Here is a 13,108-nt window from a genome sequence, read left to right as displayed (position 1 = left end):
TAATCTCAATGGATTTTATTGAGAAAACTAATTGCTATATTGATTATTGTAATTTTTGCAACAAGTATTGTTTCTATTTCTTCAATATCTGATCAGTTTGTTGATGCAGGCTCTAGAAAAAAAATTCATTTTACACAAACCTTCTCTTCAACTCCAGATCCTGGTCAGGGGCATGAAAATCACCAATTATCCTTAATTTTGTCACCTAATGAGGGAACAATCTATGATGGCTCTATGACATTTACCTCTAGTGAGCCTGTACAAATTGTTGTTTTACATGAAATTAATCCAAATGATGCAAAAGGTCAACCTACATGGAGCATTGATGGAGATACTGTTTATGGATTATCTTTAATAGACTTGCAAGAAAAATCTGGCTCTTTTGAATTTACAGGTGCAGCACTTGGATTACACTCATCAAACTCAAAACCATTTACATCAACTGTAAGTGTTGATGGGTGGATTAGAGGCCAGCCAACTGAAGTTATTATGCAAAAAATTCAACTAGAAAAAGAAGATCCTAAATCATTACTCTCAAGAGCAAATGTGCCAGCCACAATTCCAATGCATAAAGGAATCTATGGTGGAGAGAAGGTCTTGTATATCATTACAGATGGTAGTGATGAAAAATATGCAAAAAATCTATCAGAGAAACAAAAATGGAATGTAGAACTTGCACCTGCATTAGCTGATGTTCCAGAAGATACTCTTCAAAAAATATTCATTTTTAAAAATGGAGTTAAAGGAGATGGATTTTATGGATTCCAAGACGAAGTATTCTCTAGTACTCCTCAACAGGAATCAGAGTATAGTGCATTATCATCTGTGATTGAAGTAACTTGGAAAACAGGTCAAAAAGAAATTGTCTTTGAGTCTGCAGATGCTGTAATTGCAGCTAAGGAAGGTGGAAGAATTGAATTCAAGGAAACAGGAATTGTTCTTAATACTCCGCAAATTATTTGGCCTGATGGGCAGATGCAAGTTCGCTCTGACAAGGAAATCACTGATGATATGGAATATGGGGGAGGACAAATTACTGAAATTAATGAAGATGAGATGACTGTAACATTTGTTGCACATAGAGGATGGGGTCCTGATGGAAGAACAATCTATTACATTGTAACTGATGCGACTCCTTCTGGTCCTGCTAAGATGATGGGAGTTGTTTCATCACCAACTTCTGCAAATCTAATTGCACATTCTGGAGCAGTTGATCTTTTTCAATTCAAAAATGGAATTAAAGGGTCAGGACCGCTGGGATTTCAAGCTGGGATTGCCAGCGCTGCATTAGGTGATGAAAATTATAGCCCAATGTGGAGAATTTATCTAATTGAATGGAATGATTCTGAGGATGCAAAAATTCTTGAAACAAAATCTGATATTGATTCGTTTCGAGGAGATGATTTGATTACTGTTAGTATAGCCCGACCAACAAACAGTGATCATATAGTTAATTGTCCATTTATTGATCCCTTCCAATAATTCACTAAAAGGATAAATTACTTGGAAGACGATTTGTTTTAAAATTGACTGGAAAACTGTACATTGTAGGTGTTGGTCCTGGACACCATGATCATATGACCTTTAGAGCAAAGGAAGTGATTGGTGAGAGTGATACCATTGTTGGTTATGAAACATATGTGAATCTAGTTTCAGATCTTATTGAAGAAAAAACAGTTCATCGTTATGCAATGACACAAGAAGTTGAAAGGGCTCATCAATGCATTGATCTTGCAAAATCAGGAAAAATTGTATCCCTTGTCTCAAGTGGCGATCCAGGAATTTACGGAATGGCCGGATTAATTTATGAAACTCTTGCTGAAAGCGGTTGGGATCCTAAAGATGGACTTGAGGTAGAAATAGTTCCAGGCGTATCTGCACTTAATTCTTGTGCATCTATTGTTGGTTCACCACTTATGACAGATTTTGCAGTTGTTAGTATGAGTGATCTACTGGTCCCATGGGAAATTATTGAAAAGAGAGTAGAGTCTGCAGCTAAAGGTGATTTTGTTATTGTAATTTACAATCCTGCTAGCAAGAAGAGAATCCATCAGTTACAAGACACTAGAAAGATTCTCTTGCAATACAGAAAACCTACAACACCTGTTGCAATTATCAAGGGCGCATTTAGAGAATCTGAAACAATAGTTATGACTGATTTAGAAAATCTGCCAAATCATTCAGACAAACTAGGAATGATCAGTACTGTAATTATTGGAAATTCATCTACATACTCTTACAAGGATTTAATGATAAATCCAAGAGGATACAAATCAAAATACAATCTAGAAGAACAAACTAATCCTGATCTTAAGGTTCAGTAACTTTTCTTAATGGCCTCATGTAATTCTTCAGTTAGATTTAGCTTGTCTCTAATTGGAGATATTATTTTTACCAAATAATTTCCAACTGTTTGTTTCAAATCTCCTGGATGTAATTTTTTTCCAGCAAAATCTGTTTCAAGTTGATTATAATTTTGATATGATACATTTCCACCAAATTTTTCAGGTCTTTCTACATTCATCTCATTGAATTCATGAAAAATCACTGTCTTTGCAATTTCTAATAGCGGATTATTCTCTACATTTGTCTCTTCACACCAGGCTTTGTTCATCTTTTTCTTGATTTCATCATCTGTATTGTGAATAAAAACTCCAGAATTTGGATCAGATTTGCTCATTTTTCCTAAAATTTGTGAATCACTAGTATCTGCAGGCTTGGAAAGTCCTGGCAATAATTTATGGTGAACAGCTACTGGTACTTTCCATTTCATTTTAGGAAATATTTCTCTGACTAACATGTGGATTTTTCTCTGATCCATTCCAGCATGTGCAATATCTACATTCATAGAATGGATATCAACTGCTTGCATTGCTGGATAAAGTAATTTTGCAACATCTATTTTTTCTTCATTTTCAGAACGACCCATTATTGTCAAAGTTCTCATCGTCCTGGCTAATGACATATGTTTTGTAAATTTCACAAGTTCTGACCAGTATTCTGTTTTTTCTTCATAAAGTTTTGATCCTAAAATAATTTCTGCATCAGGACAAACTAATTTGAATGCATCTTGATAATATCTTGAAACTTTAGAGATTGTTTCCCAGTCTCCCCCTAGTTTATCGTTGATTAATGTGTGCCAATCTGCAAGAAATACTGTACACTTTACACCGGCCTTTGCAAAATCATTAATCTTGAATCCTGTACTGATTAGACTACCAAGATGTAAAAAACCAGAAATTTCTAAACCAATGTAATGTTTTGGAGATGAATTTATTTTGAATAATTCAATTAATTCATCACGTGTTACAACTTCCTCAGTTGGAGGCTTTTCAATTAAATCAACTTTTTTAGTTATATCCAAATCAAATCAACTTTTGACTAGTAAACGTATAAAGTTATTCAAAGAGTTTTTGAAAAATTTAGAACCTTTGAATAGAAGATCATTTGATCATAATTATGACTCTTGAAGAAGGATTGGAATTAATTGAAAATTACAAAAAAGGCCTTGAAAATTTTTTAGAGACACTACCTGAACAATCAGTACAATTAGGTACGGAAATGGTCAAAACTTTGACTATGAATTCAAAAAATGAAATAAAAAACTTGGTATCTATAGAAAAAGCCCTAAAACGACCTCCAAAATATGAATCAGGTCTTTCTGAATAATCTAAAAACTACTTGCAATTTTTTTTATGTTTTCGCAAATCTTCTTGCGTGTTAAACTCTGTTCCACAAACTCTACATTTTTCTTTTTTCTTGTTATGTGCTACTTCTTGATGTCTTTTTAATCTCTCTGAATCTGAAAGAATTGTTCCGCATTTTTTACATTTTAACTCATTTTTATTTCCACCAAATAATCCCATGATATTTTTTGGTTATACTAGAAGAAATAGTTTTTACAAAAAATTTACTAAGTATGCTAAGTCTCTGATTCATCTAATGGTTTTCTAGGTTTTGTACTTAGATAGAATGCATGTGTACTGATGATAAATGATGCAAGAAACATTTTGATTGCAAAAATTGTATTCCACGGACGTTCTGGATCTGGATATGCAATTGACAGTCTATCAATATCTGGAAGAACCCCATCTGTAATACCTGCAGAAATTTGTGCTGTTAATATTGAAAAGTTATAGAGCACCTCAAATAATGTAATAATTGCAAATCCCAATAACATCAGTTGAAGCAATGCCATTTTTGTTCCAACAATTTTATTTCCTGCTGTTCTTTTCCATCCAATTCTAGAAACACAATACCATCCAATTATTGTAGAAAAAAATATCCATGTTGATACTCTTGCAAAATTTTCAAATGGAATAGTTGTATTGTGTATGGCCTCACCCATTACATACGTGCCACTTTCCATCCACTCAATAGTTGTGACATATACTCCATACACTAAAGATGATGCCATGATAAATCCACAAACATAGAAAATATACAGAAAAACTTTGTACCCTTTGTCTGTTCTTTCTAGATGACGTGGTTTCATTATGCCATTGCCAAATTTTGAAATATAAAAATTCATGCGTACTGATGGTCTTTATACATTAGTAGTAAGGACAAAATTTGTGAAAATTCCAATTAACACGCCTATTTTAGGTAAAGAAGAACTTTCAGCAGTAACTTCTGTAGTAAAATCAGGAGGACTTACCTCTGCCTCTAAAAATGGTGGAAAGAATGTACAAGAATTTGAAAAACTCGTTAAAGATTTTGTAAAAATAAAATACGCTGTTTCAGTTAATTCTGGTACTGCTGCACTGCAAGCAGCACTTTATGCACTTGATATTAAACAAGGTGATGAAGTAATCGTACCTTCTTTTACATTTGTTGCTAGTGCAAATGCCATAGCATCTACAGGAGCAAAACCTGTTTTTGCAGATATATTAAAAGAAAATTTTACAATTGATCCAGAATCAATTGTAAAAAAAATTACTAGGAAAACTAAAGCAATAATGCCTGTACATTTGTATGGCCATATTTCATCACTTGATAGAATCAAAGAGATAACAAAAAAGCATAATCTATCAGTAATAGAAGATGCAGCACAATCTCTTGGCTCGACTTTTAAAGGAAAACAAACTGGCACATTTTTTGAACTCGGATGTTATAGTTTCTATCCTGGAAAAGTAATAACTTCTGGAGAGGGGGGAGTTGCAGTTACTAATAACAAAAAACTTTACGAAAAATTACTGATGATTAGAAATCATGGAATGATTAAAGGATATGATTCTAAAATATTTGGATTAAATCTAAGACTTCCTGAAATTAGTGCTGCTATAGCTAAAATTCAAATTAAGAAACTACCAAAATTTATTCAACAAAGAAGACGTAATGCAAAACTATTGTCAGACTTGTTATCTAAAACAAAAATTAAAACTCCTTTAGAAAGAAAAAATGAAAAATTCAATTGGGCATTGTACACTATTACCACAAAAAATAGAAATTCTGTTCTAAAAAAATTAAATTCAAAAGGAATTGGAGCTGCAGTTTATTATCCAGTGCCTGTACATAAAATCCCTATTTATAACACAAAATCAAAATTAACAAATACTGATTGGGCATCAAAACACGTTTTGTCATTACCTATTCATCCAAATATATCTACCAAAAACATTGAATATATTGCAAAAACTGTGCGTGATTTAGTACATGAATAGCCTTGGAAATCTAATTGGAGAGATATGTAAGGTTGTTCTACCTATCAAAGAAGAATTTTACATTGGAAATGTCAATTCACAAATTGCTATATGTACACTATCGAGCGTATCTTTGATTGATGATCTTAAGGATCATGGGGCATTATCTAATGTAGCAATTATTGGCAGATTATTTTCAGAAAATAAAGGAATTGATAGTATAATACAATATATCTATCAAAATAAGAATATTAAAAAAATTATTCTTTGTGGAAAAGAGGTTTGGGGACACAAATCAGGTCATTCTTTATTACAATTACACAAAAATGGAGTTGATGAAAATTTTAGAATAATTAATTCTACTAGCCCTGAGCCATATCTTACAGTTTCTAAAGATGCAATAGAGTACTTTCAAAAAAATATCACAATAATTGATTTGATAAATGAAACCAATCTTGAAAAAATTTCTAAAAATATCTAAATTTCTTAATATCCGTTTCTCTGTCTTTCTCTATTGATCTCATTTTTCTTTTTGTATTCAGCTACAATATCATCTGGTGTGAGATTTAATTCAAGTGATGCTTGAACTACAAAGTGCCAAATATCTATTAATTCTTCTCTTGCTTCTTCCTCATTAAATTTACTTGGAGTTTTCCACCATTTCCAATTAGTTGTTCTTTGCAATTCTACTGCTTCATGCATTATAGCAGTACATAATGCTGATACTCTTCCCTCCGAATCTTTTGGATATCTATCAAGTTTCATCATCTCTGATAATCCTTTTTGAAGTTTGAAAATGGTATCTAATCTGTCTTCAGTTACTTCTTGTGACAACGATAAATTAATTTGAAAAATTATTGAACTTAAGTCTTTTTTAGAATCTGATCATTTTTTCATATATCTTGACTCTTTTTTTAATGTCGCCATTTTTGATCTTTAGCAAACCATCTAATCCATATCTTTCAACTGCAAATGAACCCAAAACATTTCCATAGACTACTGCTTTTTTAATCTCAGACAGACTAGTTGATTTTTTACTTGCCAAATATCCTATCATGGCACCTGCAAAAGAATCCCCTGCACCTGTAGGATCTACTACATCCTCTAATGAAAAACCAGCTGTTGGAAAAATTACATCATCATAAAACATGAGTGAACCATGCTCTCCTTTTTTAATAATTACATATTTTGCCCCCCACTGCATCATCTTTTTTGCACATTTTATCAAATTGAATTCTTTTGTAAGGAGTTTAGCCTCTTCATCATTAATTACAACTGCATCTACAGATCTTATCATCTTTATTACCGCATCCCTTTTTGTAGAAATCCAAAAATCAATGGTATCACACATTGAAAATTTTACTTTATCAAACTTTTTAATTAAAGAAGTATTTTGTTCGGGATCATTGTTTGCAAGATATACAAATTGAGATTTTCTATATGCCTCAGGAACTGTTGGTTTAAAATCTGCAAGAACATTTAGTTCTGTCTTTAATGTTGATCTAGTACTTAGTGTGTTGTCATATTTTCCGTCATAACGAAATGTTTTTCCATCTTTGATGGATAATCCCTCTAAATCAAGATATTTTGATAGAGTTTTGTGATGTTGTTTTGGAAAATCTTTTCCAACAACTGCAATTAGTCCTGTATCTACAAAATTGCTTGCAGAAATTGCAGCAAAAGTTGCTGCCCCTCCTAAAACATTCTTTAGTGTTTTTTTTGGTGTCCTAATTGTATCTAGTGCTGTTGAACCAAAAACAGTAAGCATTTGTGAAGAAATTATCCTTGATGTATAAATTCTCTTGCTTGCTCTTCTGTTGGATAGTAAACAAATGGAATTTCAATAGATGTAAAGAACATGTCATATTTTGTCAGTCCTGTAATTTTTACAGATTGAGACTCTTCATTATCTGAATCTGTATGAAAAGTTCCTTTTACATAACTACTATCTAATGGTTGTAATGTGAATGGTTCTAACTGACCTTTGCCTATCATTTGATCATCTGCAATAACAAAGAATTCAGTTGTACCTGAAGTCAGTATCAGTAACGATGGATTTACAAATTGTAATTCTATATTGTAGTTTGATCCTTTTTCATCTTCGTTTAATAATTCACTCTGAGTAATGTTTACTTCTATTTGAGATGCTGAAGCATACTGCGAATATCCAAAAATAATCATTCCTAGAATGAAAAGAACAACCAAACCACCCTTTTTCGATGAATTCATGACTAATTTTGAGAAAATTATATTTTAACGCAAAAGGGAAAAAATCCCAATAAATTGTGTAAAAGATTTGATCTACTCTTTAAGCTCCTTAGAGCTAACAAAATAAATCAAAATTATATGATTATTTGCTGATGGCTAGAATTAAACTCAAGTTAGGAGAGAACGAAATTGAGGTTGACTCTAGAGATTTTTATGTTGATAATCAAACATTAGGGGAAATTATTGAAAAAATATCAAATCATTTACCTGAAAATCATGCAAAAATTGTTTATGAGCCTGAATCTGCACCAAAACCTGTTGAAAATCCTACCCAGTTTGGATTGGAATCTTTAGAAGATGCAGAAACATTTGAACCTGAATTTAATGAACCAACACATATTGCACCAAATGAAGTAAAATCAAAACTACGTATTTTGGAAACTAGTAGATTTTTTGATTCTCCTCGTACAGTGACAGAAACTGTTGAACAACTACGTGAGTATGGTTGGGCTGCAAGTCCATTAGATGTATCAAAAGCATTAGCAAAAATGGCATCAAACAAAGAAATTTTGAAAAACTCTCATGAGAATAGAGCTCATTATTTTGTTGAAACCTTAGTACCTAACTAGAAAAACTACATTTTTGACAATTAGAAAAAGTTTCTCCATCTAGATGATCAAAATGTGTATTGCATTCATTACATGTATGATGTATGTCAAAATACCCATCTTTTTCTACTTCTCCAATCTTGTTGGATTCAAGATTTGTGCTTTTACATTTGATACAATGACACCCACATTCAATTTTCATTATTTTTCTCCGACAATGTATGTATACTAAAAGCATCTATACAAATTATTGGAAAAGAAACGGGAAATCCCAATTGAAATTGATGATCACTTCAAATTGTTTGGAAAAGAACCCTGGGAAGTAGATTATGGTGAAAAATGCCCCGTTTGTGATGTTAGGATTGATGAATATGGGTTTTGTTCATGTGGGTCTAGCGGAGATTAAATTTTTTCATAAATGGCAATACAAGAATCATCAAAAATCCTATCGCTAGAGGTGCAATTATTGGAAATTCAGGAATCACAGTAGTCCCTATGATTGTAACTTCTCCTGATGTTTCAGGAATTACGCTAACCCAAACATGAGTCCCATTATTGATATATTCATGAAAAAATGTTTTTTCATCATCTAGGAAAACTGAATACGGTCCCCACAATAATTCTAATGGAATAATTGTATTTACAAATCTATTTTTTTCAGATACATCATAAGTAATGCTTTTTGTTGGTTGGTCAAAAACAAATTCATTCACCTTCGAATTACTTATTATTGCAACTATGAATTCCTTATCCTCCCATTTTATTTTTTCAAAACTTTTGAATTCATCTGTTGAATACTCCAAAAGCATTTGACACCCATGACATGCTATTCCTTTCTTATCTCCAAGAAAAACAGGTCGTTCATTACTGAATACAAAATCTACTTTCTCAGGAAAAATGAATGAAGTTGTTTCAAGATATCTGAAATCCCATGTCCAAACTCTTTCCTTTAGATAAAGTACATCAGAAATATTGTATTTAACAATTGAATTTTCTATTGATGGTTGAATTAATACTACGTTTTTATCATTAGTTGAAAACTCTAAATTCTCACCATGCTCATTTGTTACTGAAAGATTTGATATTGTACCATTAATTAATTCAAGATCTACAGGTAAATTTGATGGTTTTACTACGTGTTTTACCTCAACATTGCCATTTGAACTTATGAACACTTCTACAGATTCTTGTTCAGCTTTTTCTCCAAGAGAAATTTGTGCATTAGCTAATGGTATCACAAAAATTAATGACATTACAACAAAAATTGAAATAATTTGTGTTTTCATTTATTCCACAGTTACACGAGTCATTTGTGCTTTTTCTAAAGGGCAATCGTTGCCATCTCTTTGAAGATTTACGATTTTGTCTGCTACTTCCATACCCTCAGTAACTTCACCAAATACGGTATATTGTCTATCTAGGAATGTACTATCAGTTGTTACTATGAAGAATTGTGAGCCTGCACTATCTGGATCTTGTGCTCTTGCCATTGAAACAATCCCTCTCAAATGAGATCTAGAACTAAATTCTGCTTTAACATTATATCCTGGACCGCCCATCCCCCATGAACTTTTGTTATCTGTTTTTGTATTAGGATCTCCTCCTTGAATCATGAATCCTGGAATTACTCTATGAAAAAGTGTCCCATCATAAAACCCATCTTTAGCTAATTTTTCAAAGTTTCTAACTGTTTCAGGAGCCAAGTCAGGTAGAAGTTTAAATGAAATCTTGCCAAAATTTGTTTCAATATTTGCTGTAATCATAAAAAACACTCTGTACTATTATCATAAGAGTCTTTTGCGAAAACACTTATGATAATTCTTATGGTTTGAATAACTATCTTGAAAAATCTATAACTATCAGTACGTTTTTCGTTGATGTTTAAACCTCTTGAATACTTTGATTTTTTGTAATAGAAAATATGAATTTGTTATAAATTAGATTTTGGAAATTTCAAAAGTTATAGTCTTATATAGAACAATTAAAATTTAGAATTCGTTGAATCGCACAAACCAGAGTACGATCATTAAAGAAGCAATTAATTCTTATCTTGACAAAGGGGTAACTGACAAACAAGACATCTATACAAAAGTAGTTGATGAGCTTGGTGTTCCAAGACCAACTGTCAGAAGAGTTGCACGAGATCTGAGAACCGAATTATTACAAAAAATACAAATTCTGCAATCTGACATGCCTAAGGCAACAACTGCTTCCGAAGAAGACGAATAAAATCGGCTCTTTTTTCTTTTTAATTATTATTATTTTGTGAATTTTACCATTACTATTATAAACAATGAATTTTTCAAATCAATTATGGGATACTTGGGAAACCATTTAGCTACAGTTGTAACTGCTGTTTTTGCAGCCGTGTTAACTGGACTTTGGCCATACTTTGTAGACTTTGCACCTTTATTGAATTTCATATTCATTATGGCAGTCCCAATTACCTGGTTCCTAGCATTTACTTGTTGGATATCGCAAAAAAGTGCAGATTACATGCATAAACATGCACATCATAGCGAAAAAAAAAGCTTGAGTAACACACAAACAATTCAAACTACAACTACTGGTACCCAAGTTAGTCTGTCAGAAATTAAACAAGTTCAAAATGAATTGTCTTCTGAATTAAACAGTCTAAAAGAAACTGTAAAAATAAAAGACAGTGAAATTGAAAGACTAAATCAAGAAATTTCTAATCTTCAAACACTTGTACAAATTGAATCACTAAAAACTGAATTAGCAAACCTGAAAATGTTAGCATCTAAGAAAAAATAAACTCAACTAATCCTCACAGTGACAACTAACTACACCATGATTACTCTTGCAACCAGGGCAGCTAACTGCTCCTCCAAAATGACATTTACATGAACACAATTCTGTTGGATCTTTTTTGTCATTCAATTACCTCTTTTGTATGTCTTGTTAGTATTTGACTTTTACATGTTTAACATGAATAAAATATCTCAAAAATTTCTAATATGCGATTTTTTATCTTTCTAACTAATTTGAAAAAAACTTTAGTTATTAGATTTAAAGAAAATTTTCAACTAAAGAAATAATTTCAAAATTATTCAAATGATATTTTTTCAATTCTATGTGATGATTTAGAAAACTTTTTGAAAACAATTCAAACTATCTGCCATTAAATGATAAGTGTGTTATACAAAATAGGTTTGGATTATTTTTGTAATTTTGTTGCCATTTCCAAAGTTTCATCCACCATTCCCTCTAGTCTATTTTTGGCATCTTCATTCAAAATATTATTTTTATCAATAGATTCTGTAGTTAAAAAAACAGCCTTTGGATTTGTAATTACTCTAAAATATGATAATAACTGGGTAATTAGTGTCTGAACATCAATAAAACCAATATTTCCTGCAGCCAAAATTGCCATACCTGCAACTTTTCCACCAGTCTCTTTGTAATTGATGTATTCAAACAAATTTTTTAGTGCTGAACTAAAGAATGAATTGTAAATTGGTGATCCAATTAGCCAAACATCCGCATTTGTGATGTCTTTTGCCGCATTTTTTGTTGTATCGTTATAATCTTCTTCTGGTCCTTTGTAACACTCAATCTGGCCTTCAGATAGATTAATGAATTTTGTATCTTGATTTTTTAATTTAGTATATTCATAAACATATTTCATTAAAATCTGTGTGTTTGCATTTTTTCTTGGACTACCAGAAATAACTACAACTCTCATATCTTCAGCCATTTGTCTTTCTATTTAAATTTCCATAACAAAAAACTAAACGGGCTTGGAGGGCTTCGATCCCTCGACCTGTAACTTAGGAGGCTACCACGCTATCCATGTTTCGCGTCAAATTGACTCTGCGCCACAAGCCCAGCAAAAAAAACATTCTTAATTATTTAAGCGTAATTAAGATTTTCTTTGATCATATTTTGAACGCTCTTCCAATTTTCATTTTCATGTTCATTCCATTTTTCAAAATACACCACATCTTTTAGTTCAAGTCTTGGGAGCCAACCTGCAGTTTCAAGATCTGGTTTTTCTGCAAAATCATCTACATATCCTAAACACAAATACGCTACAGGAACAACATGTTCTGGTAGCTCTAAATTTTCTTTTAGTGTTTCATTTGATAGAATACTTACCCATCCTAGACCAATCCCTTCTGTTCTTGCTGATAACCACAAATTTTGAATTGCACAACACACACTATACAATCCTGCCTCAGGAATACTAGATCTACCAATTACAAATGGGCCAAATTTTGAAGGATCATATGTCACACACAAATTCACCGGCGACTCTAAAATTCCTTCCAGTTTGAATGAAAGATATTTTGATCTCTTTGGTTCTTCTACTAATTGTGATGATCGCTTTTTCTCATCTTCAAAGGATTTTTTGATTTTCTTTTTTGTTCCAATATCTTTTATCAAAATGAAATTCCATGGCTGTGAGAATCCTACAGATGGTGCGTGGTGTGCAGCATGAAGAATTTTTGAAAGAACTTCATCTTCTATAGGTTTTGATGTAAAATGAGATCTAACATCCCTTCTTGAATAAATTGCCTTGTAGAATCCTCTTTTCTCATCTTCAGTAAAATTATCTTTCAACTAATTCACGCCTTTCCTCTTTTTATTCATCGTTTCTTTTGTTAAACGTTAATAATGCCACCATTT

General features: G+C 32.0%; 20 protein-coding genes and 1 tRNA gene. 9 read left to right on the top strand and 12 right to left on the bottom strand.

Features of this window, described 5'->3' with window-relative positions; translation table 11 throughout:
* The first annotated feature begins 18 nt into the window (after positions 1-18).
* Together C6989_RS01965 and cobJ are read left to right on the top strand one after the other, a co-directional pair.
* Complete coding sequence (locus C6989_RS01965; protein ID WP_182126219.1) at positions 19-1,482, top strand: DUF7482 domain-containing protein; 1,464 nt, start codon at positions 19-21, stop codon at positions 1,480-1,482.
* 44 nt (positions 1,483-1,526) lie between these two features.
* Positions 1,527-2,324, top strand: coding sequence for a precorrin-3B C(17)-methyltransferase (cobJ, locus tag C6989_RS01960; RefSeq protein ID WP_148702439.1), 798 nt, complete (start codon positions 1,527-1,529; stop codon positions 2,322-2,324).
* Here cobJ and C6989_RS01955 read toward each other — a convergent pair.
* Positions 2,318-3,364, bottom strand: coding sequence for a tyrosine--tRNA ligase (locus tag C6989_RS01955; RefSeq protein ID WP_182126218.1), 1,047 nt, complete (start codon positions 3,362-3,364; stop codon positions 2,318-2,320). The genes cobJ and C6989_RS01955 overlap by 7 nt on opposite strands.
* A 95-nt stretch (positions 3,365-3,459) precedes the next feature.
* Here C6989_RS01955 and C6989_RS01950 point away from each other — a divergent pair, with 95 nt between their 5' ends.
* Positions 3,460-3,669 (top strand): hypothetical protein, encoded by a 210-nt coding sequence (locus tag C6989_RS01950; protein WP_182126217.1) that lies wholly within the window; start codon positions 3,460-3,462, stop codon positions 3,667-3,669.
* 8 nt (positions 3,670-3,677) lie between these two features.
* Here C6989_RS01950 and C6989_RS01945 read toward each other — a convergent pair whose 3' ends face one another.
* Positions 3,678-3,866, bottom strand: a complete 189-nt coding sequence (locus C6989_RS01945) for a C2H2-type zinc finger protein (RefSeq protein ID WP_148702436.1) — start codon at positions 3,864-3,866, stop codon at positions 3,678-3,680.
* A gap of 56 nt (positions 3,867-3,922) precedes the next feature.
* The gene (locus tag C6989_RS01940; RefSeq protein WP_148702435.1) at positions 3,923-4,495 is read right to left on the bottom strand and encodes a hypothetical protein; all 573 of its coding nucleotides are present in this window, start codon (positions 4,493-4,495) and stop codon (positions 3,923-3,925) included.
* Between the two features lie 34 nt (positions 4,496-4,529).
* Here C6989_RS01940 and C6989_RS01935 point away from each other — a divergent pair, with 34 nt between their 5' ends.
* Entirely contained in the window at positions 4,530-5,663 is a 1,134-nt protein-coding gene (locus tag C6989_RS01935; protein WP_182126216.1) for a DegT/DnrJ/EryC1/StrS family aminotransferase, read from the top strand.
* The gene (locus C6989_RS01930; protein WP_148702433.1) at positions 5,656-6,123 is read left to right on the top strand and encodes a tetrahydromethanopterin S-methyltransferase subunit A; all 468 of its coding nucleotides are present in this window, start codon (positions 5,656-5,658) and stop codon (positions 6,121-6,123) included. The genes C6989_RS01935 and C6989_RS01930 overlap by 8 nt, the downstream gene beginning before the upstream one ends.
* A gap of 5 nt (positions 6,124-6,128) precedes the next feature.
* On the opposite strand, the gene C6989_RS01925 is transcribed toward C6989_RS01930, so the two are convergent.
* From C6989_RS01925 to C6989_RS01915, 3 genes are read right to left on the bottom strand one after another with little or no spacing between them, the layout of a single operon-like run.
* Positions 6,129-6,476, bottom strand: coding sequence for a dUTPase (locus tag C6989_RS01925; RefSeq protein WP_148702432.1), 348 nt, complete (start codon positions 6,474-6,476; stop codon positions 6,129-6,131).
* A gap of 40 nt (positions 6,477-6,516) precedes the next feature.
* Positions 6,517-7,410: a PfkB family carbohydrate kinase gene (locus C6989_RS01920; protein ID WP_148702431.1), complete on the bottom strand. Its 894-nt coding sequence runs from the start codon at positions 7,408-7,410 to the stop codon at positions 6,517-6,519.
* An 11-nt stretch (positions 7,411-7,421) separates the two neighbouring features.
* Complete coding sequence (locus tag C6989_RS01915; RefSeq protein WP_182126215.1) at positions 7,422-7,871, bottom strand: hypothetical protein; 450 nt, start codon at positions 7,869-7,871, stop codon at positions 7,422-7,424.
* Between the two features lie 131 nt (positions 7,872-8,002).
* On the opposite strand from C6989_RS01915, the gene C6989_RS01910 reads away from it, so the two are divergent.
* Positions 8,003-8,479, top strand: a complete 477-nt coding sequence (locus C6989_RS01910) for a hypothetical protein (protein ID WP_148702430.1) — start codon at positions 8,003-8,005, stop codon at positions 8,477-8,479.
* Here the strand turns inward: C6989_RS01910 and C6989_RS01905 are convergent.
* On the bottom strand, positions 8,472-8,660 hold the full coding sequence (locus C6989_RS01905) for a hypothetical protein (protein WP_148702429.1): 189 nt from the start codon (positions 8,658-8,660) through the stop codon (positions 8,472-8,474). The two genes, C6989_RS01910 and C6989_RS01905, sit on opposite strands and share 8 nt — an antisense overlap.
* A 48-nt stretch (positions 8,661-8,708) precedes the next feature.
* Here C6989_RS01905 and C6989_RS01900 point away from each other — a divergent pair, with 48 nt between their 5' ends.
* Entirely contained in the window at positions 8,709-8,864 is a 156-nt protein-coding gene (locus tag C6989_RS01900; RefSeq protein WP_182126214.1) for a hypothetical protein, read from the top strand.
* Here the strand turns inward: C6989_RS01900 and C6989_RS01895 are convergent.
* On the bottom strand, positions 8,851-9,744 hold the full coding sequence (locus C6989_RS01895) for a hypothetical protein (protein ID WP_182126213.1): 894 nt from the start codon (positions 9,742-9,744) through the stop codon (positions 8,851-8,853). The genes C6989_RS01900 and C6989_RS01895 overlap by 14 nt on opposite strands.
* Positions 9,745-10,221, bottom strand: a complete 477-nt coding sequence (locus C6989_RS01890; protein ID WP_148702427.1) for a peptidylprolyl isomerase — start codon at positions 10,219-10,221, stop codon at positions 9,745-9,747.
* A 235-nt stretch (positions 10,222-10,456) separates the two neighbouring features.
* On the opposite strand from C6989_RS01890, the gene C6989_RS01885 reads away from it, so the two are divergent.
* Both C6989_RS01885 and C6989_RS01880 read left to right on the top strand, forming a co-directional pair.
* On the top strand, positions 10,457-10,687 hold the full coding sequence (locus C6989_RS01885; protein WP_012216121.1) for a hypothetical protein: 231 nt from the start codon (positions 10,457-10,459) through the stop codon (positions 10,685-10,687).
* An 84-nt stretch (positions 10,688-10,771) separates the two neighbouring features.
* Complete coding sequence (locus C6989_RS01880; RefSeq protein ID WP_148702426.1) at positions 10,772-11,233, top strand: hypothetical protein; 462 nt, start codon at positions 10,772-10,774, stop codon at positions 11,231-11,233.
* Between the two features lie 403 nt (positions 11,234-11,636).
* On the opposite strand, the gene C6989_RS01875 is transcribed toward C6989_RS01880, so the two are convergent.
* The 3 genes from C6989_RS01875 to bluB all read right to left on the bottom strand — a co-directional run bounded on the left by C6989_RS01875 (position 11,637) and on the right by bluB (position 13,042).
* Positions 11,637-12,176 (bottom strand): NADPH-dependent FMN reductase, encoded by a 540-nt coding sequence (locus tag C6989_RS01875; RefSeq protein ID WP_237087686.1) that lies wholly within the window; start codon positions 12,174-12,176, stop codon positions 11,637-11,639.
* A gap of 38 nt (positions 12,177-12,214) precedes the next feature.
* A tRNA-Arg gene (locus C6989_RS01870) sits at positions 12,215-12,307 on the bottom strand.
* Positions 12,308-12,331: 24 nt separating this feature from the next.
* Positions 12,332-13,042: a 5,6-dimethylbenzimidazole synthase gene (bluB, locus tag C6989_RS01865; RefSeq protein WP_148702425.1), complete on the bottom strand. Its 711-nt coding sequence runs from the start codon at positions 13,040-13,042 to the stop codon at positions 12,332-12,334.
* Between the last annotated feature and the right edge of the window lie 66 nt (positions 13,043-13,108).

This window comes from Nitrosopumilus sp. b2 (assembly GCF_014078535.1).
Taxonomy (GTDB): Archaea; Thermoproteota; Nitrososphaeria; order Nitrososphaerales; family Nitrosopumilaceae; genus Nitrosopumilus; species Nitrosopumilus piranensis.
Note: the sequence above shows the minus strand (reverse complement) of the source record. Positions and strands in the feature narration are given on the sequence as shown.